This is a genomic window from Paracoccus sp. MKU1 (assembly GCF_001447385.1).
Classification (GTDB): Bacteria; Pseudomonadota; Alphaproteobacteria; order Rhodobacterales; family Rhodobacteraceae; genus Paracoccus.
Genome location: NZ_LLWQ01000221.1, coordinates 89,942 through 112,733, shown reverse-complemented (window position 1 = coordinate 112,733; position 22,792 = coordinate 89,942). Strand labels below are relative to the sequence as shown.

Below are 22,792 nucleotides of genomic sequence, written 5' to 3'. Positions count from 1 at the left end.
CCACCCCGCCTAGGCTGCACGCCATGGACGCCGCGATCAAGGACCAGAAACAGCCCTGCCCCGAACTGCCGAAGCCGCGCAGCTTTTGGCAGCGCATCGCCGACCGGCTGGCGGCGATCGTCGGCGCGCGCCGCCCAGCCACCCCGCCCGAGAAATCCGTGGCCTTCACCATCGCGGTGATCGCGCTGGGGGCCAAGCTCGCCAAGGCCGACGGCGCCGTGGCCCGGTCCGAGGTGGCGGCCTTTCGCCGCGTCTTCATCATCCCGCGCTCCGAGGAAAAGAACGCCGCCCGCGTCTTCGACCTGGCGCGGCAGGACGTGGCCGGCTTCGACGCCTGGGCGCGGCGCATCGCCCGCATGTTTCCCCCGGGCGACCCGGTGCTGGCCGATGTGGTCGAGGGGCTGTTCATCATCGCCGTTGCCGATACCGACCTGCACGAAGCCGAAATCGTCTTCATCGACGAGGTGGCGCGCATCTTCGGCCTGCCGGCCGAGCAGGTGGCGGCGATCCGCGCCCGCCACGACCGCCGGCAGGGCTGCCCCTCTTGCGAGGTGCTGGGCGTGACGCCGGACACGCCGCTGCCCGAGGCCCGCCGGCGCTGGCGCGAACTGGTGCGCGAAAGCCATCCCGACCGCGCCCTGGCCCGCGGCCTGCCACCCGAGGCGATCCGCTTGGCCGAGGCCCGCACGCGGGCGCTGAACGAGGCATGGGAAAACTTCCGCAACATGCACCGCCTGCGCCCGGCCTGAGGGAACCCGCCCGCCCCGGCGCCCGTTTCCCCTGCGAACAGCCGAAGGACCGGCCCATGCGCAATCTCCTTGTCCCCGCGATCCTCTGCGCGATCATGGCGCCCGCCGCCATGGCGCAGGATTATGAGCCGCCGCTTGCGGACGAACCGCCGCCCGACGGTCAGGCCGCGCCTGAAGCCGATATGCTGGAACGCGGGCTCGAGAATTTCATGCGCAACCTGCTGGAGCGGGCCGAGCCGCATCTGGACCGGCTGGGCCGCGATCTGGGCGATACGCTGGGCGCGGTCGCGCCGGTGTTCGAGGATATCGGCAAGCTGATGGACGATGTGCGCAACTATCAGGCGCCCGAGCGGCTGGAAAACGGCGACATCCTGATCCGCCGCCGCGCCGATGCGCCGCCACCGCCGCCGGTCGGCGATACACTGCGCGACATGCTGCGCCCCGCGCCCGAGGACGATCCGCGCCTGAACCCACTGCCTGACACCCCCGAAACGCCGCTGCCTGAACGCAACCCGGAAAGTGAGATCGAGCTTTAGGGTGCGAAGCCCTCGACCCAGTCGATCAGCCGCGGCAGGCTGTGCCGGTGCAGGTCATAGGCTTGCAGGATGGTCTGGCGCGCCGCCGCTTGCAGCCGCGCGGCATCGGGATCTCCGGTCAGCCCGCGGATCAGCGCCGCCTCCAGCGCCGGCTGGTCGAAGAACGGCACCAGCCGGCCGTTCTCGCCGTCGCGGAGCAGCTCGCGCACCGGCTCGGTATCCGAGCCGACGATATAGCAGCCCGCCGCCATCGCCTCGGTCAGCGACCAGCTCAGCACGAAGGGATAGGTCAGGTAGCAATGCACCCGGCTGACCTGCAACAGCGCCAGGTATTGCGGATAGGGCACGCGGCCCATGAAATGGATACGCGAAAGGTCCAGCCGCCCTTCGAGCTCGGCCAGCAGCTTTTCCTTCCAGCCGGCCGCGTCCTTGGGCAGGCCGCCATAGCTGACCCCGTCGCCGCCGACCAGCACCACCTGCGCATTCGGCCGCGCCCGCAGCACCTCGGGCAGCGCGCGCATGAAGCGGTGAAAGCCGCGATAGGGCTCGAGCGAGCGCGAGACATAGGTCAGGACTTCGTCCCCCGCCCGCAGCTTGCATCCGTCGGGCAGCAGGAATTCGGCCTGCGGATTGGGACAGACCTTCAGCGTGTCGATGCCGTCATGGATGACCGTCAGCTTGCCGCGCAGCTCGGGCGGAAACGAGTCCGCCTGGTATTCGGTCGGCGCCAGCCCGGCATCGGCCTGCACCAGCCCCTGGATCAGATGCGCCGAACGCGCGACGGTGCCGACCCGCCCCTCGTCGCTGTCCGGGCTGATCTCGGGGTCGAAACCGACATCATGGCCGCGCGTGCGATACATCAGTTCGGCATAGACCAGCAGCTTCGCATCGGGCCAGATCTCGCGCAGGAACAGCGTCTCGCCCCAGCCGCTATGGCCGAAGATCACGTCGGGCGTATAGCCGTGACGGTCGCGCAGCGCCCGGCAGCCGCGCGCGGCCAGCCAGCCGCGCTCGGCCATCTCGCTGAAAGTGCGGCCCAGCATCGGTGGCAGGTTCAGCTCGCCCGGCGCCTTGTAGCGCACCACCCGGACCGGCGAGGGCCGCGCGTTCTTTTCGTCGGTCAGCGCCAGGACATCATGGCCGCGCGCCGCCAGGGCCGGCGCCAGATGCAGGAACTGGGCCGGGAAATTCTGGTGGACGAACAGGATCTTCATGCAATGGCCGTAAGAAACGCCGCCTCGATCAGCCGGCGCGTATAGTCGCTTTGCGGATTGTCGAAGACCGCCTGGGTCGATCCCTGCTCGACCACTTCGCCGGCACGCATGACCATGATCTGGTGCGACATGGCGCGCACCACGCGCAGGTCGTGGCTGATGAACAGATAGGCGAGCCCGTGCTTGCGCTGCAACCGCCGCAAAAGCTCGACGATCTGCACCTGCACGGTCATGTCCAGCGCGCTGGTCGGCTCGTCCAGCACCACCAGCTTGGGGTTCAGGATCATGGCCCGGGCGATGGCGATGCGCTGGCGTTGGCCGCCGCTGAACTCATGCGGATAGCGGTGCATGGTGGCGGGGTCGAGGCCCACCTCGCGCATGATCGCATCGACCATCTCGCGGCGGTTGCGGCCGGGCTCGATGCCATGCACGCCCAGACCCTCGGAGATGATCTGCTCGATGGTCATGCGCGGCGACAGGCTGCCATAGGGATCCTGGAACACGATCTGCATGTCCCGCCGCAGCCCGCGCAGCGCCCGGCCCGGCACTTTCGAGATGTCGCGGCCCATGTAGAGGATCGGCCCGTCGCTTTCGATCAGCCGCATGATCGCCAGCGCCAGCGTGGTCTTGCCCGAGCCGGATTCGCCGACGATGCCCAAGGTTTCGCCGGCGCGGACCGAGATGGTGGCGCCGTTCACCGCCTTCACATGGCCGACGGTGCGGCGCAGGAAGCCGCGCTGGATCGGAAACCAGACCTTGAGGTCCTGGGTCGCCACGATCTGCGGCGCCTCCCCGGTGATCGGGTCGGCGCGACCCTTGGGCTCGGCCGCCAGCAGCATGCGGGTATATTCGTGTTGCGGATGGGCGAAGATCTGTTCGACCGGCCCCTGCTCGACGATCTCGCCGCCCTTCATCACGCAGACCCGGTCGGCGATGCGGCGCACCAGGCCGAGATCGTGGCTGATGAACAGCATCGACAGGCCCTCGGCGGCCTTGAGTTCCGCCAGCAGCTCCATGATCTGCGCCTGGATGGTCACGTCCAGCGCCGTCGTCGGCTCGTCGGCGATCAGCAGCTCCGGCCCGTTCGCCAGCGCCATGGCGATCATCACCCGCTGGCGCTGGCCGCCGGACAGCTGGTGCGGGTAATCGGCCAGCCGCGTTTCCGGGTCGCGGATGCCGACGCGGGTCAGCAGCTCGATGATCCGCGCCCGCGCCGCCGCGCCCCGCAGCCCCTGGTGCAGCGCCAGGCTTTCGGCCAGCTGCCGCTCCAGCGTGTGCAGCGGGTTCAGCGAGGTCATCGGCTCCTGGAAGATGAAGCTGATGTCGTTGCCGCGCACCCGGCGCAGTTCCGGCTCGGCCGCGCCCAGCAATTCGCGCCCGGCATAGCGGACCGAGCCCGAAACCTCCGCCGCCTCGCCCAGCAGCCGCACGGTCGAAAGCGCCGTGACCGACTTGCCCGAGCCGGATTCGCCGACCAGCGCCACCGTCTCGCCCTTGCCGACGGTAAAGCTGACGCCCTTGACGGCGGGCGCAAGCTGCCCGTCCTGCCGGAACCCCACCCGCAGGTCGCTGACTTCCAGAACCGGCGTCATCGAAAGGTCTTTCTTGGGTCGAAGGCGTCGCGCACGCCCTCGAAGATGAACACCAGCAGCGACAGCATGATGGCGAAGCTGAAGAAGGCGGTGAAGCCCAGCCAGGGCGCTTGCAGGTTCTGCTTGGCCTGCAAGGCCAGCTCGCCCAGCGAGGGGGCAGAACTGGGCAAGCCGTAGCCCAGATAGTCCAGCGCCGCCAGCGACGAGATGGTGCCGGTGACGACGAAGGGCAGCATGGTCAGCGTCGCCACCATGGCATTGGGCAGGATATGGCGGAACATGATGACCCGATCGGACACCCCCAGCGCCCGCGCCGCCCGGACATATTCGAAGTTGCGCGCCCGCAGGAACTCGGCCCGCACCACGCCGACCAGCGCCGGCCAGCCGAACAGGATCGAGACGAAGACCAGCAGCCAGAAACTTCGCCCCAGGATCGCGAACAGGATGATAATCACGTAAAGAGAAGGGGTTGACCCCCATATCTCAAGCAATCTCTGGAACACCAGGTCGGTCCTGCCGCCGAAATAGCCCTGCACCGCACCCGCCGCGATGCCCAGCAGCGAGGCGACCACGGTCACGATCAGCGTGAACAGGATCGACAGGCGGAAGCCATAGATCACCCGCGCCAGCACGTCGCGCGCCGTGTCGTCGGTGCCCAGCCAATGCGCCGCATCGGGCGCGCTGGGGGCGGTGCCGACATTATTGATGGTGCGGTAGTGATAGGGGATCGGCGGCCAGAGCATCCAGCCCCGCTCGACCGTCTCGCCCGCGACCATGCCGGTTTCGCGCGCCTCGCGCTCGGTGGCCTCGGGGTCGTCCCAGCATTCCTGCCGCCCGCCGGTGCGGATCAGGCATTGCACGCCCGGGTCGGTATAGATCGCCTCGGTGCCGAAATCGCCGCCGAAGGCGGTCTCGGGATAGAAGCGATAGACCGGGAAATGCAGCTCGCCCCTGTAGCTGACCAGGATCGGCTTGTCGTTGGCGATCAGCTCCGCGAACAGCGAGGCGACGAACAGGATCGTGAAGACGATCAGCGACCAGAAGGCGCGCTTGTTGCGGCGGAAATTGCGCAGCCGGCGCCGGTTCAGCTCGGTCATCGCCATCAGCCGGCCCTCCGCTCGAAGTCGATGCGCGGATCGACCAGCACATACATCAGGTCCGACAGGATGCCGACCAGCAGGCCCAGCAGGCCAAAGACGTAAAGCGTGCCGAAGATCACCGGATAGTCGCGCTGCACCGCCGCCTCGAAGCCCAGCCGGCCCAGCCCGTCGAGCGAGAAGATCGTCTCGATCAGGATCGAGGAGCCGAAGAACACGCCCAGGAACATCGAGGGAAACCCGGCGATCACGATCAGCATGGCGTTGCGGAAGACATGGCCGTAAAGCACCCGGCCCTCGGTCAGGCCCTTGGCGCGGGCGGTCATCACATATTGCTTGTTGATCTCGTCCAGGAAGCTGTTCTTGGTCAAGAGCGTCAGCGTGGCAAAGCTGGAGATGGTGGTGGCCGTCACCGGCAGGGCGATGTGCCACAGATAGTCCTTGACCTTGCCCCACAGGCTCAGATCGGCCCAGTTGTCCGAGGTGAGGCCGCGCAACGGGAAGATCTGCCAGTAGCTGCCGCCGGCGAACAGCACCATCAGCAGCACCGCGAACAGAAAGGCCGGGATGGCATAGCCGACGATGATCGCGCCCGAGGTCCAGGTGTCGAAGGGCGTGCCGTTCCTGACCGCCTTGCGGATGCCCAGCGGGATCGAGATCAGATAGGCGATCAGCGTCGACCACAGCCCCAGCGTGATCGAGACCGGCATCTTTTCCAGCACCAGGTCGATGACCGAGATCGAGCGGAAGAAGCTGATGCCGAAATCGAAGCGGACATAATTGCCCAGCATGATCAGGAAACGCTCGGCCGCGCCGATCTTTTCCTTGGCGCAGTCGGGCGATTTCAAGTCCGGCTCGCCTTGATGCGCGGCGGTGCAGGCGATGCGGGCAAAGCCCATCTGCACCTCCAGCTGGTCCAGCAGCTCGGGCGGGATGCCGCGGGCGCCGGCATATTCGGTGTTCTGCGGCGCCTCGCCGGCCCCGCCGGTGATGTTGCGCAGCGCGTCGCCCTCGCCCTGGACGCGGGCGATGATCTGCTCGATCGGGCCGCCGGGAACGAATTGCGTCAGCGTGAAGTTGACCAGCATGATGCCGATCAGCGTGGGTATGATCAGCAGCAAACGCCGCAGGATATAGGCTGCCATCCGTCCCCTTGCTCCGCCTTGATCCGCGCCGGCCCCGTAGGCCCTAGCGCAGCGCGCCGGATTGTTTCAGCTTTGCCGCCTTATCCGCGTCATACCACCAGAAATCAAGCTCACCCAGCGCATAGGGCGGCAAGGTCTCGGGATGGGCAAAGATGTCGTAATAGGCGACGGTATGCTCGGCCTTGTACCATTGCGGCACCCAGAAGCGCAGCGCCCGCAGGCTGCGGTCCAGCGCATGGGCCACGGTGGTCATGGCTTCCTGCGTCGTCGCCTCGATACCCAGCTGGATCAGCCGGTCGATGGCCGGATTGGCCAGGCCCATCGGGTTGAACACGTCGCCGACATTTTCCGAGCCGAAGGTCTGCTCGGTATCACCGGTCAGGAAATAGCCCTGGGACACATGATCCGTCACCAGGTCGAAATCATGGCTGCGGGTGCGTGCCGTCAGCTGGGCATCGTCCACCCGCAGGTTCACCGCATCGATGCCCACGGCGCGCAGGTTTTGCACGAAGGGGTTGATGACGCGGTCGAAGGTGGCGCTGTCGTTCAGGAACTCGACCCGCAGCACCTCGCCCTTGGCGTTGCGGCGCAGCCCGTCCCCGCCGACCTTCCAGCCCGCCTCGTCCAGAAGCCTCGCGGCCTGGCGCATGTTCCTGCGGTCGAGCTGGGTCTTGCCCGAGACCGGCTGGAGCACGGCATCGTCGGTCAGCACCCCCGGCGGCAGGTCCTTGGCCAGCGGCTCCAGCAGCGCCAGCTCGGCCTCGCTGGGCTTGCCCTCGGCCATGAGCGGGCTGTTTTCCCAGGGCGAGTTCACCCGCTCGTAGAGCCCATAGAACAGCGTCTCGTTCGACCATTCGAAGTTGAACATCAACCCGATGGCCTCGCGCACGCGGATGTCCTGGAACTTGGCCCGGCGCAGGTTGAAAACCCATCCTTGACCATTGGCGATGGTGCCGTCCGGCAGCGCCTCCTTTTTGACCACGCCGGACTGCACGGCAGGAAAATCGTAGCGCGTCGCCCAATGGATCGAGCTTGCCTCGTTGCGGAAGGTATAGACCCCGGCCTTGAACGCCTCGAAGGCGCTGTCGTAATCGCCGAAATACTCGATGCGGAGGCGGTCGAAATTGTGCCGGCCGATGTTGATCGGCAGATCCTTGCCCCAATAATCCGGGTTGCGGCGCAGGGTGATCGAGCGGCCCATGTCGGCCCGGTCGAACATATAGGGCCCCGAGCCGATGAAGGGGATGGTGCTCGACTGCTCGATGTCGCGCTTGTTCTTGCGGAAATCCTCGCGCGAGAAGACGATCTGGCCGCCCACCGACTGGATCACGTCGCGGCGCGGATAATCCGGCCGGAAGATGAACTTGATGGTGCGGTCGTCGATCACCTCGGCCTTGGCGACGATCTTCGAGATGATGGTGCGATAGGAGGACAGGCCCTTGTCGCGCAAAAGCTCGAAGGAAAACAGCACGTCATGCGCGGTCAGCGGCGTTCCGTCCGAGAATTTCGCATCGGGCCGCAGGTGGAAGATCACCCAGTCGCGGCTTTCGGGATATTCGATGGTCTCGCAAAGCAGGCAATAGGCGGTGCCGATCTCATCGGCGACGGTTTCCATCAGCGGCTCCAGCATGGCGTTGGACAGCGCCGCCGCGCGGCCGCGATGGGTATAGGGGTTGTAGCTGTCGAAGCCGCCGCTGGCCCATTCCGAAATCTCGCCGCCCTTGGGCGCGTCCGGGTTCACATAGCGCAGATGCTTGAAATCGGCGGGCAGTTCCGGCGTGCCGAAGACCGAGATGCCATGCGACACGATGGTCTGGGGTTTTTGCTGTTCCTGCGCCAGGGTCCAGCCGGGCAGCAGCGCCACAAGGGCAACCATCGGGGCATGTCGCAGGAAACGCATCGTCATCGGGTCTTGTCGATCCTCGTTCTGTATCGCTCGGGCAGCGGGGCGCCTCGGGCGCCAAAGCTAGCAGCCCTCCGTCCCGGTTCAACATGCAAATGCGTGATCCATGGCCGCGGCGACCGGCCCGGCAGGCAAGCGGCAAGCAAAAAGGGCGCCCCGAGGGACGCCCATCCTTGCGCTGCGCGGCTGCCGCTTACTGCTGGCCTTGCAGATAGGCGATCAGATTGGCGCGATCCTCGACCTTGGGCAAGCCGGCGAAGGCCATCTTGGTCCCCTTGATGACGGTTTTCGGGTTGGCCAGGAATTCTTGCAGCGCCTCCGGCGTCCAATCGCCGCCATGCGCCTTCATCGGCTCGGAATAGTTGAAGCCGCCGACGCTGGCAACCGCGCGGCCGACCACGCCGTTCAGATGCGGGCCGGTGCCGTCGGTGCCGTCCAGCTTGTGGCAAGCCTTGCACTTGCCGAACACCTTCTCGCCGGCGGCCGCATCGGCCGAGGCCAGCACGGTGGCGAAGTCGGGGCCTTCCTCGGCCGCCTCGTCCTCGGCGCCGCCGGCATCCTCGACCGGGATGGTATAGGCCTGGGCATGCTCCTCGCCCTCGGCGCCATGACCTGCGGGACCGACGTGAAAGATACCCGATGCCGCCCAGCTCATCAGCAGAAGGAACAGAAGCGAGCCGATCAGCGCACCGGCTGCCTTGGTGACGGTCATGGTATCGAACATGTCTGCGGATCCCCTGGGCTGTCCGTGGATTTGGCCGTATCTACCCGCTTTTGTTCCGCCGGTTCAAGGTGTAGTTGTCGCTCGCAAAGCACAAAACGGGCGGGAAGGTGTAACCCATGACCGATGTCACAACCCAGAACGTGATCGCATTCCAGGGCGAGCCCGGCGCCTACAGCCATCAGGCCTGCCGCTTCTATCGCCCGCAGATGGAGGCCCTGCCCTGCCGCACCTTCGAGGACACCATCGAGGCGGTGCGCGGCGGCCGGGCCGAGCTGGCCATGCTGCCGGTCGAGAACTCGACCTATGGCCGGGTCGCCGACATCCATCACCTGCTGCCCGAAACCGGGCTGCACATCATCGACGAGGGTTTCGTGCGGGTGCGCATCAGCCTGCTGGCCCTACCGGGCACGAAGCTTTCGCAGATCAGCGAGGCCATGAGCCATCCGGTGCTGCTGGGCCAATGCCGCGGCTTCCTGCGCCGCCACGCCATCCGCAGCATCGTCGGTGCCGATACCGCCGGCTCGGCGCTCGAGGTGGCGCGGCGGGGCGAGCCGTCGCTGGCCGCGCTGGCCGCGCCGCTGGCGGGCGAGATCTACGGGCTCGAGGAACTCGCCTCGGGAATCGAGGACCGGCAGAACAACACCACCCGATTCCTGATCATGGCACGCCAGCCCGATTTCAGCCGCCGCGCCAATGCCGAGGGCGGCACGACCATGATGACCAGCTTCGTCTTCCGGGTGCGCAACATCCCGGCCGCGCTTTACAAGGCGCTTGGCGGCTTTGCCACCAACGGCGTCAACATGACCAAGCTGGAAAGCTACATGGTGGACGGCGTCTTCACCGCCACGCAATTCTACGCCGACATCGAGGGCCACCCCGAGGATTCGCATGTCGCCCGCGCGCTGGAGGAGCTGGACTATTTCACCTCCAGCCTGAACATCCTGGGCGTCTATCCGGCCGATCCGCTGCGCGCCGCGCAATCGCAGGCGGCGGCCGCCGAATAGGCGGGCCGCACCGCGGCAGGGCCGGGTCAGGCGTGTTCGCCCGCGGCAAGCTGGGCGATGAAGTCGCCGACCCGCCGCGCGAACTTGCGGTCGAGCTGCGCCTTGCCCAGCTTGGCCGTCTGCAACATCAGCCGCGCCTTCATGCTGCGCGGATGCGCCTCGGTCTCGAAGATCAGCCGAGACTTCGCCCGGGTCAGCGCCACCACCGTCATGCGGATCATCAGGTCGAACTGGTCGGAACTGCCCTTGATGACCACCACTTCGGGCGCATCCAGCTGCGCGACCTCGGCGGTCACCTCGCGGTGCCGGCCGCGCCAGTCGAAGCCGATCAGCCAGCGCATGCCGACCCCCGGCGCGGCCAGATCGTCCAGCCGGCGCACCGTGGCGCCGCGCCGCACCAGCAGCCGCTCGATCGCGTCGAAATTGCTGGCGGTGCGGAACAATCCTTCCGCGGCAAGGTCGATATCCCGTCGGGTCGAGAACTTCATCGCTGATCCGGTCAGTTGAAAGAATGTCGTGTGTCGGCCGGTTCATCCCATGTTGCGTTGCGGCATGCAAGGCAAGAGGCCGCAGCGGAAACGGCAGCGGCGCAATCTATAGTTGCATTATGTGCATAATGACCGCATGCAGGCCCTATGATGCCCGATCGCCCCTCCACCGATCCACCGCCCGCCGCCGGCGCCCTGGAACTTCGCATCATGGCGACGACGGACCTGCATATGCATGTGCTGGGCTACGACTATTTGGCGGACCGGCCCTCGGGGCGTCTCGGCCTGTCGCGGGCGGCGGCGCTCATCGCGCACGCGCGCCAGACGGCACGCAACTGCCTGTTGTTCGACAATGGCGACGGGCTGCAAGGCAGCCCGATGGGCGACTACCTGGCGGAAGCCGACGGCATCGGCCCGCGCCAGCCGCATCCGGCCATCGCGGCGATGAATGCGCTGCGCTACGATGCGGCCACCCTCGGCAACCATGACTTCAGCTTTGGCCTGGGGTTTTTGCGCCGCACGCTGGAAGGGGCCGAATTTCCCTTCGTCGCCAGCAACCTGCGCCCACGCCGACCGCTGCCGGTGCAGCCCCATCTGCTGCTGGAACGGCAATTCCACGACGAGCACGGCCATCCCCGGCGGATGCGCATCGGCGTGCTGGGCTTTCTGCCGCCGCAGACCGTCGAATGGGAGCCGGGACTGAAATCCGAGCTCGTGGTCGACGACATCCTGCTGGCCGCCCGCACCGGCATCGCCGCCTTGCGCGGCCAGGGTGCCGACCTGATCGTGGCACTGGCGCATAGCGGCATCGGTGCGCTCGCCCCGGCGCCGATGATGGAGAACGCCGCCGCCGCGCTGGCCGCCCTGCCCGGCATCGACTTGGTGATCGCCGGCCATACGCATCGGGTGTTCCCCTCGCCCGATCATCCGCAGGGGCCGGGGATCGACGCGCGGCGCGGCACCCTGGCCGGCAAGCCTGCGGTCATGGCGGGCTTCTGGGGCTCGCATCTGGGGCTGATCGACCTGCGGCTGGAGCCATCTTCGGCCGGCGGCTGGCGCATCGCCGATTTCACCTGCCGCGCCGAGCCGGTTGGTGCCGAGCAGGACCATCCCGCCGTCACCGGCCCCGCGCTTGTGGCACATCGCCAGACTCTGCGGCATTTCCGCCGCCGGATCGGCCGCACCGAACGCCCGCTGAGCAGCTATTTCGCCTTGATCGGCGAGGATCCCGGCCTGCGGCTGGTGACCATGGCGCAACGCTGGCATGTGCGGCACGCGTTGCGCGGCACGCGCTGGCAGGACCTGCCGATCCTCTCGGCCGCCGCCCCTTTTCGCGCTGGTGGCCGAGGCGGGCCGCAGCACTATACCGACGTGCCGGCCGGGCGGCTGACACTGCGCAACATCGCCGATCTCTACCTGTTTCCGAACCGGATCTGCGCCATCCGCCTGACCGGGGCCGAGCTGCGCGAATGGCTGGAACGCTCGGCCAGCCTGTTTCTGCATATCCAGCCGGGCAAGCCGGACCAGCCGCTGGTCGACCCGGAATTCCCAAGCTACAACTTCGACATCATCGACGGGCTGGACTGGCAGATCGACCTGAGCCGCCCGCCGCGCTACGCGCCGGACGGCCGCCTTGCCCATGCCGATTCGCACCGCATCGCCGCGCTTTCGCATCGCCAGCGCCCGGTGGCGCCGGACCAGCCCTTCATCCTGGCGACCAACAGCTACCGGCTGTCCGATTGCGGACTGTTCGCCCCGGTGGCGGCGGGCCGGCCGGTGCTGCTGGACGGCACCTCGCGCACCCGCGAGGTGCTGCGCCGCTATGTGGCGCAGCGCCGGGTGCTGGCCCCCGATCCTCGCACCGGCTGGAGCTTCCGCCCCCTGCCCGGCACCTCGGTCCTGTTCGAGACCGGGCCGGCCGCCGCCCGGCATCTCGACGGGCTTTCCGCTCGGGTCGAGCCGGCGGGCCTGGGCCCGGACGGCTTCCTGCGCCTGCGGCTGCACCTTTGACCGGCAAGCCGCTTGCATCCCGCCGCGCGCGCGCCTATCTAGGCGGCGAGAGGTTGGCGCGGGCAGGCGCCTCGCCAACCCGGTCAGGTCCGGAAGGAAGCAGCCGTAACGAGTCCCGCTTGGGTCGCTGTCCAGCCTCTCACCCTCTTTCCCCCTTCAGCACGAACCGATAGCCTGCGCCGGCGCAACCCGCCCGAAGGCCCGCCGATGACCACCCGCCCCCGCATTCTCTGCCTCGGCGCGATGCTGTGGGACCTGATCGGACGCAGCCCGGCGCCGCTCCTGCCGGGTGCCGACATGCCCGGCCGGATCACCCGACAGCCGGGCGGCGTGGCGCTGAACGTGGCGCTGGCCCTGGCGCGGCAGGGTCTTACGCCGGCCATGCTTTCGGCCGTCGGCCGGGACGCGCCCGGCGAGGCGCTGGTGGCCGAAGTCGGCCGGCGCGGCGTCGAGACCCGCTGGCTCTGGCGCCACGGCGGGCTTGCCACCGACAGCTATCTGGCCATCGAAAGCCCGGACGGGCTGGTCGCCGCCATCGCCGATGCCCGGGCGCTGGAAACCGCCGGCACCGCGATCCTCGCGCCGCTGCGCGACGGCCGGCTGGGCGATCCCGCCCGGCCCTGGCGAGGCACGCTGGTGCTCGACGGCAACCTGACCGAGCCAGTCCTCGCCGAAATCACCCGCGATCCCTGCCTTGCCGGCGCCGATCTGCGCATCGTGCCTGCCAGCCCCGACAAGGCGGCGCGGCTGCGGATGCTGATCGACCATCCCCGTGCCATCTTCCACCTGAACCGCGCCGAGGCCGAAGCCCTGGCCGGCCGCAGCCTGCCCGATGCCGCCCGCGCAGCCGAGGCCGTCGTCGCGCTCGGCGCCCGCCGGGTGCTGGTGACCGACGGCGCCCGCCCCGCCGCCGATGCGGCGCAAGGCGCACCCACGCTGGCCGACACCCCGCCCCCGGTCGCCGCCCTCCGCGTCACCGGCGCGGGCGACGCGTTCCTTGCCGCGCATCTCGCCGCCGAAAGCCGCGGCGCCGGCCGCGCCGAAGCCCTGACCCAGGCGCTCCGCGCCGCATCCGCCCATGTCTCCGGAAAGGACCAGCCATGCATTCCCTGATCGCGCTTTCTCCCGAAACCTCGCAGGCGCTGGCCGAGGGCCGGCCGCTGGTGGCGCTGGAATCGACCATCATCACCCATGGCATGCCCTATCCGCAGAACCTGGAGGTGGCGCAGCAGGTCGAGGCCGCGGTGCGCGAGGCGGGCGCCGTGCCCGCCACCATCGCGGTGATGGGCGGACGCATCCGCGTCGGCCTCGATGCCGGGGCGCTGGAGGCGCTGGCCTCGACCCCGGCCGCGCAGGTGATGAAGCTGTCGCGCGCCGATCTCGCCGCCTGCCTGGCGTTGGGACGGACCGGAGCGACCACGGTGGCGGCGACGATGATCTGCGCCCACTTGGCCGGAATCGAGGTCTTCGCCACCGGCGGCATCGGCGGCGTGCATCGCGGCGCCGAGACGAGCTTCGACATCTCTGCCGACTTGCAGGAACTGGCGCAAAGCCCGGTCACCGTGGTCGCAGCCGGGGCCAAGGCGATCCTGGACCTGCCCAAGACGCTGGAGGTGCTGGAAACGCTGGGTGTGCCGGTGATTGCCTTCGGCCAGGACCAGCTGCCGGCCTTCTGGTCGCGCGAATCGGGCCTTGCGGCGCCGCTGCGCATGGACGACCCGGCCCAGATCGCCGCCAGCGCCCGGCGGCGGCGCGAACTGGGCCTGGCCGGCGGCCAGCTGGTGGTGAACCCGATCCCGCCGGAGGCCGAGATCCCGCGCGCCGAGATGATCCCGGTGGTCGAGCAGGCGCTGGCCGAGGCCGAGGCGCAGGGCATCGCGGCCAAGGCGGTCACGCCCTTCCTGCTGCAACGCATCTTCGAGCTGACCCAGGGCCGTTCGCTCGAGGCCAATGTCGCGCTGGTGCTGAACAATGCCCGGCTGGCGGCGCGCATCGCCGCCGCCATGGCCTCCTAACGGCGACCGAACAGCTGCGACAGGTCATAGGAATCACGCTCGCCGATCTTTTCGGCATCGCGCTCCAGGAACCGATCCGCCGCCTGCATCCCGGCATCGTGCATGCGCTGCAACAGGCCGGGATTCGGGATCAGCTTGGTGCTGGCGCTCAGCGAATTCATCAGGTCCTCGTCCATGATCGCATGCAGCAGCACGTTCTTCATCGGCCGCCCGGTCAGCCGGTCCTCGGCATGCAGCCGCTTGACGAAGTTGATCGCCCGCAATTCGGCCAAAAGTGCGGCGTTGAAACTGATCTCGTTCACCCGGTCCTGGATCGCGGCCGGGGTCTTCGGCACCGCATCGCGCAGCATCGGGTTGATGTTGACGATGACGATGTCGCGCGGCAGGTCGCCGCGGTACAGCGGAAACAGCGCCGGATTGCCGGAATAGCCGCCGTCCCAATAGGCCTCGCGCCGACCGGTCAAGGGATCGTCGATCTCGACGGCGCGGAACAGCTCGGGCAGGCAGGCCGAGGCCAGGATGGTGTCCACCGTCACCTCGGCCCCGCCAAAGACCCGCACCAGCCCGGTGCGCACATTGGTGGCGGTGACGAAGAAGGCCGGCCCCTCCTCGCGGCCCAGCCGGGGATGCGGCATCTCGCGCAGGATGGCGGCCAGCGGGTTGGTGTAGAACGGCCCCGAATCATAGGGGCTGAACACCCGCGTCAGCGAACCCAGCCAAGCCACGGGCGAGAGCAGCTCGGTCAGCCGCTGCCAGGCGCGCGGCACCGGGAACATGGAATGCAGCCAGCGCACGACGCTGTTGTCGCTGACCTGCCCGACCTGCGACCAGATATGGGCCAGGTTCTGCCGGGCCGCCTCGCGCCCGCGCCGACCCGGCCCGCAGGACAGGCCGGCGGCCAGCGCCGCGCCGTTCAGCGCCCCGGCCGAGGTGCCGCTGATGCCGCGGATCTCGATCGCGGGCTCATCCAGCAGCCGGTCCAGCACGCCCCAGGCAAAGGCGCCATGCGCGCCGCCGCCCTGAAGCGCCAGATTGATCCGCCTCACGTCCATGCCCACCCCGCATCTCGCAACCGCAGCATACAATGCCGCAATGCAGCATCAAACCGCGCAGGTCCCTACGCCGACAAAAAGGTGCATCGGTGCCACAGTCGCGACCCGCGCCGCGATGCGCAAGCCTTGCGCTTCTTCGTTGCCCAAATACCCATGCGACCGCGCGACAGGCGCGGCGGCTCAGTCCTCGGCCTGCGCCTCGGCCCGCGACTTGCCCGCGACATCCAGCGCCAGCGTCGCGGCCATGAAGGCGTCCAGATCGCCGTCCAGCACGCCCTGCGTGTCCGAGGTCTCGTGCCCGGTCCGCAGGTCCTTCACCATCTGATAAGGGTGCAGCACATAAGAGCGGATCTGGTTGCCCCAGCCGGCCTCGCCCTTGGCCTCGTGCTGGGCGTTGATCGCGGCGTTGCGCTTGTCCAGTTCCAGCTGATACAGCCGCGCCTTCAGCGCCGCCATGGCGTTGGCGCGGTTCTGGTGCTGCGACTTTTCCGAGCTGGTCACGACGATGCCCGTCGGCAGGTGGGTGATGCGCACTGCCGAATCGGTGGTGTTGACGTGCTGCCCGCCCGCGCCCGACGACCGATAGGTGTCGATCCTGATCTCGTTGTCGGGGATGGTGATCTCGATATTGTCGTCCACCACCGGATAGACCCAGACCGAGCTGAACGAGGTATGCCGCCGTGCCGCCGAATCATAGGGCGAGATGCGCACCAGCCGGTGCACGCCTGATTCCGATTTCAGCCAGCCATAGGCGTTCGACCCCGAGATCTTGTAGGCGGCCGAACGGATGCCCGCCTCCTCGCCCGGCGTCTCGGACAGCAATTCGACATTGTAGCCCTTCTTCTCGGCCCAGCGGACATACATCCGCGCCAGCATACTGGCCCAGTCGGCGCTTTCCGTGCCGCCGGCGCCGGCATTGATCTCCAGGAAGGTGTCATTGCCGTCGGCCTCGCCGTTCAGCAGCGCCTCCAGCTCCTTCTGCGCGGCCAGTTCCGCCAGCGATTTCAGCGAGGCCTCGGCATCGGCGACGATCTCGTCATCGCCCTCGGCCTCGCCCAGTTCGATCAGCTCGGCATTGTCCTTGAGTTCGGTGTCGATCCGGCGATAGGTCTCGACCGCATCCGACAGCATCTGCCGGTCGCGCATCAGCTTCTGGGCGCGGGCCGGGTCGGACCAGATGTCGCCCGCCTCGATCATGGCGTTCAGCTCTTCCAGACGGTGCGGCGCGGTTTCCCAGTCCATGCGCTGGCCGAGCAGTTTCAGCGATTTGCGGATCGCTTCGATGGTGGCTTGGGTTTCGGCGCGCATGGGCACTCTCTGGGTTCGGATTTCGGTCAGGGCAGGACAAATAGCGCGGGCGGCGGGCGGCGGCAAGCGCCCGCCCGGCAAAGTCGCCTCAATACAGCCCGCCCGAGGACAGGGTGCCGAAGTCGGCCTTCTTCGGGATCACCCTTTTCTTGCCGGTCGAGGTGGTCACCGCCTGGCCGCCGTCGCGGCCCTGGGTGAACAGCGGCAGCGTGCCGGGATCGGCACGGCCGAAGCCGCCATCGACAAGCATCATCCCGGTCAGGTTCTGGCCGTCGCGGAAATATTCGGCGATGACATTGTCACCCTTGGCATCGGGGCCCAGGATCGCGCCGGTGAAGCGGTCGATGTTGACGAAATGCCCGCCCGGCGGCACCTTGAACGCGGTGCCGCCGAATTCCTTGACCGCCTCCTGCATGAATTCGTTGAACACGGGCACGCAAAGCGTGCCGCCATAGGCGTTGGCGCCCAGCGTGCGCGGCTGGTCATAGCCCAGATAGCAGCCGGCGACGATGTTCGAGGTAAAGCCGATGAACCAAACGTCCTTGGCATCGTTGGTGGTGCCGGTCTTGCCTGCCACCGGCACCGGCAGGTCCACGCCGCGCCCCGAGCCGCGTTTGACCACGCCCTCCAGCATCGAGGTCAGCTGATAGGCGGTGATCGCGTCCATCACCCGCTCGCGGTTGGAACGGATCGCGGGCGCGGCGCCGGCGGGCAGCGTCGGCTGGCCGCAGGTCACGCATTCGCGGCGGTCGTGGCGATAGATGGTGCGGCCGCGGCGGTCCTGCACCCGGTCGACCAGCGTCGGCTCGACCCGCTCGCCGCCATTGGCGAACATGGCATAGGCGGCGACCATCTTGAACAGCGTCGTTTCCTGCGCGCCCAACGAGTTGGCGAGGAAATGGCCCAGATGGTCATAGACCCCGAATTTCTCGGCATATTTCGCCACTGTATCCATGCCGATGCCCTGGGCGATGCGGATGGTCATCAGGTTGCGCGACTGCTCGATCCCGGTGCGCATCGGGGTCGGGCCATAGAACTTGCCGTTGGCGTTCTTGGGCGTCCACAACCCCTGCGGCGTGTTCACGGTGATCGGCTCGTCCACCACGATGGTCGCCGGGTTGAAGCCCGAATCCAGCGCGGCGGCATAGACGAAGGGCTTGAAGCTGGAGCCCGGCTGGCGCTGCGCCTGGGTCGCCCGGTTGAAGACCGAGCTTTGATAGGAAAACCCGCCCTGCATGGCAATGACCCGGCCGGTGTTCACGTCCATGGCCATGAAGCCGCCCTGCACCTCGGGCACCTGGCGCAGGGTCCAGCGGATGAAGCTGCCGTCGCTGTCCGAGGTCATACGGCGCACCAGCACCACGTCGCCGATCTCCAGCAGGTCCGAGGCCACTTTGGCCTTGGGCGCCAGCGTGCCGTCCGCCAGCCGCTTCCTCGCCCATTGCACGTCCTTGGCGGGGATCTGGGCAGTGCCCTCCTGATCCTCGATGCCGATGGTGGCATCGCCGCCCTCCAGCGACAGCACCACGGCCGGGAACCAGCCCTCGATGTCGCGCGGCACGCTGGCATCGGCCAGCGCGGCGCGCCAAGCCTGCTCGCTGCCCAGCTGTTCGGGCGGGATCCTGACGCGGGTGCCGCGCCAGACGCCGCGGCCGCGGTCGTATTTCTCCAGCGCCTGTTGCAGCGCATGCGCGGCGACCTTTTGCAGCTTGGGATCGATGGTCGCCCGGATCGCCAGGCCGCCGCCGAAAAACTCCTCGGCGCCGAATTGCGCCGAAAGCTGGCGGCGGATTTCGTCGGTGAAATAGTCGCGCGGCGGCAGCTGCTCGCGGAAGGCGGGGAAATCGCCGTTCTGCACCGAGCGCAGCGGCTGCTTCGCCTCGGCTTCATAGGTCGCCTGGTCGATATAGCCGTTCTGCCACATCTCGCGCAGGACATAGTCGCGCCGCTCGGTCAGGGCCTCCTTGGCGGTGACCGGGTGATAGCGGCTGGGCGCCTTGGGCATGGCGGCCAGCGTCGCGGCCTCATGCGGGGCCAGTTCGGTCAGCGGCTTGTTGAAATAGCTTTGCGCCGCCGCAGCCACGCCGAAGCTGTTCTGGCCCAGGAAGATCTCGTTGAGGTAAAGCTCCAGGATCTGATCCTTGCTGAGCGTCGCCTCAAGTCGCGTCGCCAGGATCAGTTCCTTGATCTTGCGCTCGACGCTGCGGTCGCTGGACAAGAGGAAGTTCTTCATCACCTGCTGGGTGATGGTCGAGGCGCCGCGCAGGTTGCGCCCACCCGAGCTGATCGCGTCCAGCGCCGCCTTGCCCATGCCCATCGGGTCGAAGCCGTGGTGGCTGTAGAAATGCTTGTCCTCGGCACTGACGAAAGCCTGCTTGACTAGGGGCGGAATGTCGCCGATGGGCACGAAGATACGGCGCTCCTCGGCGAATTCGTCGATCAGGCGCCCCTCGGCGGAATAGATCCGGCTGATGGTCTTGGGCGCATATTGCGCCAGCTGCTCATGGCTGGGCAGGTCGCGCGAATACATCCAGAACACCGCGCCCACGGTCAGGGCGATGAAGAAGATCGCGGTCACGAGCCAGGAAAAGATCGCGCCGATGAAGGACAGCAGGAAACGCAGCAATGGGCAAGCCTCTGGGGATAACCTGCGCCTCTATAGACAGCGAGGCCGCGCCCGTCAAAGCAACCTTGCGCTACTTGCGCAGCAGGGCGGCGCGGGCGGCATCGTCCTGCGCCCACAGGCCGATGGCCTGCGCCAGCGCCTGCGCGGTGCGCGCCCGCCAGTCCGGGTCGAACAGGTTGGCCCGGTCGCCCGGATCGGTCAGAAAGCCCAGCTCGACCAGGACCGAGGGGATGTCGGGCGATTTCAGCACCGAAAAGGCCGCGCCGCGCACCGGCCGGCGATGCATGGCGATGCCCGCGCGGTTCAGTTCCGAAACCGCGAATTTGGCAAAGGCTTCCGAGCGCGGATGCGTTTCGGTTCGCGCCAGGTCCATCAGCACATCGGCCAGCTGATCGTCGGTCCCGGCCAGGTCCAGCCCGGCCAACAGGTCGGCGCGGTCGTGGCGCATCGCCAGTTCGCGCGTGGCCCGGTCGTCGGCCTGCTGGTTCCAGACATAGATCGACAGCCCCGCCGCCTCGCCCGCCGGCAACGCATCGGCATGCAGCGAGATGAACAGGTCGGCCTGCTCGGCACGGGCGATGGTCATGCGCCGCTCCAGCGGGATGAAGCTGTCGTCCTTGCGGGTGGCGACGACTTCGAAACCGGCACGGGTCAGGATCTCGGTCAGTTCGCGGGCAAAGCCCAGCATCAGCGCCGCCTCGCTGATCGCGCCGACCTGGGCGCCCGGGTCATGGCCGCCATGGCCGGGGTCCAGCGCGACGCGCAGGGGCCGCGCACCCGCGCGGCGCGGCGGCAGCGGGGCGACGGCCGCCGGCGCCGGCAAATCCCACAGCGCCGAAAGCGCATTGCCCCGGGTGACGAAATCCTGCTGGTCGACCGGCTCGATGCGCAGCTTGACCAGCGCGCCCCGCGCCCCGCCCTCGGCCGGGCTTTGCACGGCCAGCCGCAGCGCATAGGGGCCGGGCAGTTCCATCACCAGGCGCGACCAGCCGGGCCTGAACCGGCCCCAGCGCAGCGCCGGCACCAGTTCGCGCCCCGGCAGCGCATCGGCATCGACACCGGAAAAGTCGATCTCGCGGAAATCGACCACCAGGCGCGGCGGGCCGTCGAGGAAATAGACCCGGTAAGGCACCGGCTGGCTGATGGTCAGCCGCAGTTCCATCGGCCGCGGCCTGCCCCGGTCGCGCCCCTCGGCCGTCAGCGATGATTGCGCCGGATCGACCGTCGCAAGCGCCGAACGCGTGCCGTCATCGGCCAACGCCGGCAGCGCAAGCCAGATCAGCAGAAGGGCGCAAAGCCATCTCATCGCGCCGCCATGAAGGCCGCCAGCCGGTCCAGCCCCTCGGCAATCTCGGCAGTCGAGGCGGCATAGCTGAAGCGCAGGGTCCGCGCGCCGCGACGGGGATCGAAATCCAACCCCGGCGTCACCGCAACCCCCGCCTTTTCAAGAATTTCCGCTGCGAAGCTCAGACTGTTTCCCGTCAGTTCCGACACATCGGCATAGATGTAGAAGGCGCCCTCGGGCGGGGCGATGCGGTCGAATCCCATCTTCGGCAGCCGGTCCAGCATCAGCCGGCGGTTTTCGGCATAAACGGCCAGGTTCGCCTCGGCCTCGGCCACGCAATCCAGCGCCGCCAGCGCCGCGACCTGGCTGGCATGCGGCGGACAGATGAACATGTTCTGCGCGATGCGCTCGACGGTGCGGATCATGCTGTCCGGCACGACCATCCAGCCGACCCGCCAGCCGGTCATGCTGAAATATTTCGAGAAGCTGTTGATGACGAAGACCTCGTCCGTCACCTCCAGCGCGGAATGGAAGCCGGCGCCGTAGTCGAGCCCGTGATAGATCTCGTCCGAGATCACGCTCATGCCCAGTTCCGCCGCCCGCGCGCACAGCGCCGCCAGTTCCTCGCGCCGCAGCACCGTGCCCGAGGGGTTGCCGGGCGAGGCGAGGATCAGCCCCCGCGCATCCGCCGGCAGGTCCTGCGGCCGCGGCTGATAACGGTCCTCGGCCCGGGTCGGGATGCCCACGGGCTCCAGCGACAGGGCGCGCAGAATCTGGCGATAGCTGGGATAGCCCGGCTCGCCCAGGGCCACCCGCTCGCCCGCATCGAACAGCGCCGAGAAGGCCAGGATGAAGGCGCCCGAGGAGCCCGGCGTCACCACCACCCGCGCGGGATCGAGGTCGAGCCCATACCAGCGCTTGTAAAGCCCGGCGATGCCCCGGCGCAGTTCCGGCAGGCCAAGCGCGACCGTATAGCCCAGCGGCCGGTCCAGCGCGGCGGCCAGCGCCCGGCGCGCGCCCTCGGGTGCCGGGGTCGAGGGCTGGCCGACCTCCATATGGATGATGCGGCGGCCCTGGGCCTCGGCCTCGCGGGCGGCTTCCATCACGTCCATGACGATGAAGGGATCGACCTGCCCGCGGCGGGATTGTCTCATATCTGCCTGCCTCATTGGTTTTGGCCGGGTATCAGCCCTGTGGGCGGCCCGGTCAACCCCGCGTGAGACCGGGGCGGGTCGCTTGCAACGGCGCGCTGGACGGGCCAAGTTGCCGGCAATAGGAAAGGATCCCGGATGAAAGCCCTGCTGACCGCCGCCCTGCTGACGGCGACCGCCCTGCCCGCCACGGCCTTCGACCCGGCCAATATGAGCGAGGCCGAGAAGGCCGCCTTCGGCGAGGCGGTGCGCGACTATCTGATGGCCAATCCCGACGTGCTGATCGAGTCGATCAACGTGCTGGAAGAGCGCCGCGCCGCCGACGAGGCGAAGAACGACCAGCTGCTGGTCGAGAACAACAGGGAGGCGATCTTCGACGACGGCCACAGCTGGATCGGCGGCAATCCCGAGGGGGACGTGACCCTGGTCGAGTTCATCGATTACCGCTGCGGGGTGTGCAAGCGGGTGAATCCGGAGCTGGAAAAGCTGATCTCGGCCGATGGCAACATCCGCTGGATCCTGAAGGAATTCCCGATCCTGACCCAGGAAAGCGACATGGCCGCGCGTTTCGCCATCGCGGTGCAGCAGGAAGCCGGGCCCGAGGCCTACAAGAAGGCGCATGACGCGCTGATGGAATCGCGCGGGCCGGTCAATCTGGAAAGCCTGACCGCGCTGGCCGGCGATCTGGGCGTGGACGGCAAGGCGGTGCTGAACCGGATGAACACCGAGGAGGTCTCGGCCGTGCTGCGCAAGAACCACCAGCTGGCCGAGCAGATGCGGATCATGGGCACGCCGACCTTCATCATCGGCGGCGAGATGCTGCGCGGCGTGCCGGCCGAGGGGCTGGAAGGCGCCATCGCCCGGGCGCGTGCGGCCGAGGCCGAGGGCTGAAC

19 protein-coding genes and 1 other RNA gene are annotated in these 22,792 nt (G+C 68.0%); 8 read left to right on the top strand and 12 right to left on the bottom strand.

The genetic code is table 11. From position 1 onward, the window contains the following. The first annotated feature begins 23 nt into the window (after window positions 1–23). Window positions 24–749 carry a molecular chaperone DjiA gene (locus AQY21_RS26000; protein ID WP_058100474.1) on the top strand — a complete coding sequence of 242 codons (726 nt, stop codon included), beginning with the start codon at window positions 24–26 and terminating at the stop codon, window positions 747–749. A gap of 56 nt (window positions 750–805) precedes the next feature. Beyond that, complete coding sequence (locus tag AQY21_RS25995; protein WP_058100473.1) at window positions 806–1,285, top strand: hypothetical protein; 480 nt, start codon at window positions 806–808, stop codon at window positions 1,283–1,285. Here AQY21_RS25995 and AQY21_RS25990 read toward each other — a convergent pair. From AQY21_RS25990 to AQY21_RS25965, 6 genes are all read right to left on the bottom strand, one after another. Continuing rightward, the gene (locus AQY21_RS25990) at window positions 1,282–2,499 is read right to left on the bottom strand and encodes a glycosyltransferase (RefSeq protein ID WP_058100472.1); all 1,218 of its coding nucleotides are present in this window, start codon (window positions 2,497–2,499) and stop codon (window positions 1,282–1,284) included. The two genes, AQY21_RS25995 and AQY21_RS25990, sit on opposite strands and share 4 nt — an antisense overlap. After that, complete coding sequence (locus AQY21_RS25985; protein ID WP_058100471.1) at window positions 2,496–4,091, bottom strand: ABC transporter ATP-binding protein; 1,596 nt, start codon at window positions 4,089–4,091, stop codon at window positions 2,496–2,498. Before AQY21_RS25985 ends, AQY21_RS25990 begins: the two co-directional genes overlap by 4 nt. Continuing rightward, window positions 4,088–5,194, bottom strand: a complete 1,107-nt coding sequence (locus tag AQY21_RS25980; protein ID WP_058100470.1) for an ABC transporter permease — start codon at window positions 5,192–5,194, stop codon at window positions 4,088–4,090. Before AQY21_RS25980 ends, AQY21_RS25985 begins: the two co-directional genes overlap by 4 nt. Further along, complete coding sequence (locus AQY21_RS25975) at window positions 5,194–6,333, bottom strand: microcin C ABC transporter permease YejB (RefSeq protein WP_058100469.1); 1,140 nt, start codon at window positions 6,331–6,333, stop codon at window positions 5,194–5,196. The genes AQY21_RS25980 and AQY21_RS25975 overlap by 1 nt, the downstream gene beginning before the upstream one ends. Before the next feature lie 43 nt (window positions 6,334–6,376). Further along, the gene (locus tag AQY21_RS25970; protein ID WP_058100468.1) at window positions 6,377–8,239 is read right to left on the bottom strand and encodes an extracellular solute-binding protein; all 1,863 of its coding nucleotides are present in this window, start codon (window positions 8,237–8,239) and stop codon (window positions 6,377–6,379) included. A 190-nt stretch (window positions 8,240–8,429) separates the two neighbouring features. Then, window positions 8,430–8,960, bottom strand: a complete 531-nt coding sequence (locus tag AQY21_RS25965) for a cytochrome c family protein (RefSeq protein WP_058100467.1) — start codon at window positions 8,958–8,960, stop codon at window positions 8,430–8,432. A gap of 116 nt (window positions 8,961–9,076) precedes the next feature. Here AQY21_RS25965 and AQY21_RS25960 point away from each other — a divergent pair, with 116 nt between their 5' ends. Further along, complete coding sequence (locus tag AQY21_RS25960) at window positions 9,077–9,964, top strand: prephenate dehydratase (RefSeq protein ID WP_058100466.1); 888 nt, start codon at window positions 9,077–9,079, stop codon at window positions 9,962–9,964. Window positions 9,965–9,990: 26 nt separating this feature from the next. Here the strand turns inward: AQY21_RS25960 and AQY21_RS25955 are convergent, their stop codons facing one another. Continuing rightward, window positions 9,991–10,452, bottom strand: coding sequence for a hypothetical protein (locus AQY21_RS25955; protein WP_058100465.1), 462 nt, complete (start codon window positions 10,450–10,452; stop codon window positions 9,991–9,993). A 150-nt stretch (window positions 10,453–10,602) separates the two neighbouring features. Between AQY21_RS25955 and AQY21_RS25950 the strand changes: the two genes are divergently transcribed. From AQY21_RS25950 to AQY21_RS25940, 4 genes are all read left to right on the top strand, one after another. Then, entirely contained in the window at window positions 10,603–12,462 is a 1,860-nt protein-coding gene (locus AQY21_RS25950) for a bifunctional 2',3'-cyclic-nucleotide 2'-phosphodiesterase/3'-nucleotidase (protein ID WP_058100518.1), read from the top strand. A 47-nt stretch (window positions 12,463–12,509) separates the two neighbouring features. Beyond that, window positions 12,510–12,606, top strand: an RNA gene (ffs, locus tag AQY21_RS27235) — signal recognition particle sRNA small type. 63 nt (window positions 12,607–12,669) lie between these two features. Then, entirely contained in the window at window positions 12,670–13,575 is a 906-nt protein-coding gene (locus tag AQY21_RS25945) for a PfkB family carbohydrate kinase (RefSeq protein WP_058100464.1), read from the top strand. Then, window positions 13,563–14,477: a pseudouridine-5'-phosphate glycosidase gene (locus AQY21_RS25940; RefSeq protein WP_058100463.1), complete on the top strand. Its 915-nt coding sequence runs from the start codon at window positions 13,563–13,565 to the stop codon at window positions 14,475–14,477. Before AQY21_RS25945 ends, AQY21_RS25940 begins: the two co-directional genes overlap by 13 nt. Here AQY21_RS25940 and AQY21_RS25935 read toward each other — a convergent pair. The 5 genes from AQY21_RS25935 to AQY21_RS25915 all read right to left on the bottom strand — a co-directional run bounded on the left by AQY21_RS25935 (window position 14,474) and on the right by AQY21_RS25915 (window position 21,902). After that, window positions 14,474–15,529: a patatin-like phospholipase family protein gene (locus AQY21_RS25935; protein WP_058100462.1), complete on the bottom strand. Its 1,056-nt coding sequence runs from the start codon at window positions 15,527–15,529 to the stop codon at window positions 14,474–14,476. The two genes, AQY21_RS25940 and AQY21_RS25935, sit on opposite strands and share 4 nt — an antisense overlap. Before the next feature lie 180 nt (window positions 15,530–15,709). Continuing rightward, the gene (prfB, locus tag AQY21_RS25930) at window positions 15,710–16,837 is read right to left on the bottom strand and encodes a peptide chain release factor 2 (RefSeq protein WP_058100461.1); all 1,128 of its coding nucleotides are present in this window, start codon (window positions 16,835–16,837) and stop codon (window positions 15,710–15,712) included. 88 nt (window positions 16,838–16,925) lie between these two features. After that, window positions 16,926–19,463: a penicillin-binding protein 1A gene (locus AQY21_RS25925; protein WP_058100460.1), complete on the bottom strand. Its 2,538-nt coding sequence runs from the start codon at window positions 19,461–19,463 to the stop codon at window positions 16,926–16,928. 70 nt (window positions 19,464–19,533) lie between these two features. Continuing rightward, the gene (locus tag AQY21_RS25920; RefSeq protein WP_058100459.1) at window positions 19,534–20,769 is read right to left on the bottom strand and encodes an N-acetylmuramoyl-L-alanine amidase; all 1,236 of its coding nucleotides are present in this window, start codon (window positions 20,767–20,769) and stop codon (window positions 19,534–19,536) included. Next, the gene (locus tag AQY21_RS25915) at window positions 20,766–21,902 is read right to left on the bottom strand and encodes a pyridoxal phosphate-dependent aminotransferase (protein ID WP_058100458.1); all 1,137 of its coding nucleotides are present in this window, start codon (window positions 21,900–21,902) and stop codon (window positions 20,766–20,768) included. The genes AQY21_RS25920 and AQY21_RS25915 overlap by 4 nt, the downstream gene beginning before the upstream one ends. A 135-nt stretch (window positions 21,903–22,037) precedes the next feature. Between AQY21_RS25915 and AQY21_RS25910 the strand changes: the two genes are divergently transcribed. Further along, entirely contained in the window at window positions 22,038–22,790 is a 753-nt protein-coding gene (locus AQY21_RS25910; protein WP_058100457.1) for a DsbA family protein, read from the top strand. Window positions 22,791–22,792 lie beyond the last annotated feature (2 nt).

Coding starts and splice junctions, on each gene's coding strand:
- AQY21_RS26000 (WP_058100474.1), top strand. CDS start 24: ATGGACGCCGCGATCAAGGACCAGAAACAGCCCTGCCCCGAACTGCCG.
- AQY21_RS25995 (WP_058100473.1), top strand. CDS start 806: ATGCGCAATCTCCTTGTCCCCGCGATCCTCTGCGCGATCATGGCGCCC.
- AQY21_RS25990 (WP_058100472.1), bottom strand. CDS start 2,499: ATGAAGATCCTGTTCGTCCACCAGAATTTCCCGGCCCAGTTCCTGCAT.
- AQY21_RS25985 (WP_058100471.1), bottom strand. CDS start 4,091: ATGACGCCGGTTCTGGAAGTCAGCGACCTGCGGGTGGGGTTCCGGCAG.
- AQY21_RS25980 (WP_058100470.1), bottom strand. CDS start 5,194: ATGGCGATGACCGAGCTGAACCGGCGCCGGCTGCGCAATTTCCGCCGC.
- AQY21_RS25975 (WP_058100469.1), bottom strand. CDS start 6,333: ATGGCAGCCTATATCCTGCGGCGTTTGCTGCTGATCATACCCACGCTG.
- AQY21_RS25970 (WP_058100468.1), bottom strand. CDS start 8,239: ATGACGATGCGTTTCCTGCGACATGCCCCGATGGTTGCCCTTGTGGCG.
- AQY21_RS25965 (WP_058100467.1), bottom strand. CDS start 8,960: ATGTTCGATACCATGACCGTCACCAAGGCAGCCGGTGCGCTGATCGGC.
- AQY21_RS25960 (WP_058100466.1), top strand. CDS start 9,077: ATGACCGATGTCACAACCCAGAACGTGATCGCATTCCAGGGCGAGCCC.
- AQY21_RS25955 (WP_058100465.1), bottom strand. CDS start 10,452: ATGAAGTTCTCGACCCGACGGGATATCGACCTTGCCGCGGAAGGATTG.
- AQY21_RS25950 (WP_058100518.1), top strand. CDS start 10,603: ATGCCCGATCGCCCCTCCACCGATCCACCGCCCGCCGCCGGCGCCCTG.
- AQY21_RS25945 (WP_058100464.1), top strand. CDS start 12,670: ATGACCACCCGCCCCCGCATTCTCTGCCTCGGCGCGATGCTGTGGGAC.
- AQY21_RS25940 (WP_058100463.1), top strand. CDS start 13,563: ATGCATTCCCTGATCGCGCTTTCTCCCGAAACCTCGCAGGCGCTGGCC.
- AQY21_RS25935 (WP_058100462.1), bottom strand. CDS start 15,529: ATGGACGTGAGGCGGATCAATCTGGCGCTTCAGGGCGGCGGCGCGCAT.
- prfB (WP_058100461.1), bottom strand. CDS start 16,837: ATGCGCGCCGAAACCCAAGCCACCATCGAAGCGATCCGCAAATCGCTG.
- AQY21_RS25920 (WP_058100459.1), bottom strand. CDS start 20,769: ATGAGATGGCTTTGCGCCCTTCTGCTGATCTGGCTTGCGCTGCCGGCG.
- AQY21_RS25915 (WP_058100458.1), bottom strand. CDS start 21,902: ATGAGACAATCCCGCCGCGGGCAGGTCGATCCCTTCATCGTCATGGAC.
- AQY21_RS25910 (WP_058100457.1), top strand. CDS start 22,038: ATGAAAGCCCTGCTGACCGCCGCCCTGCTGACGGCGACCGCCCTGCCC.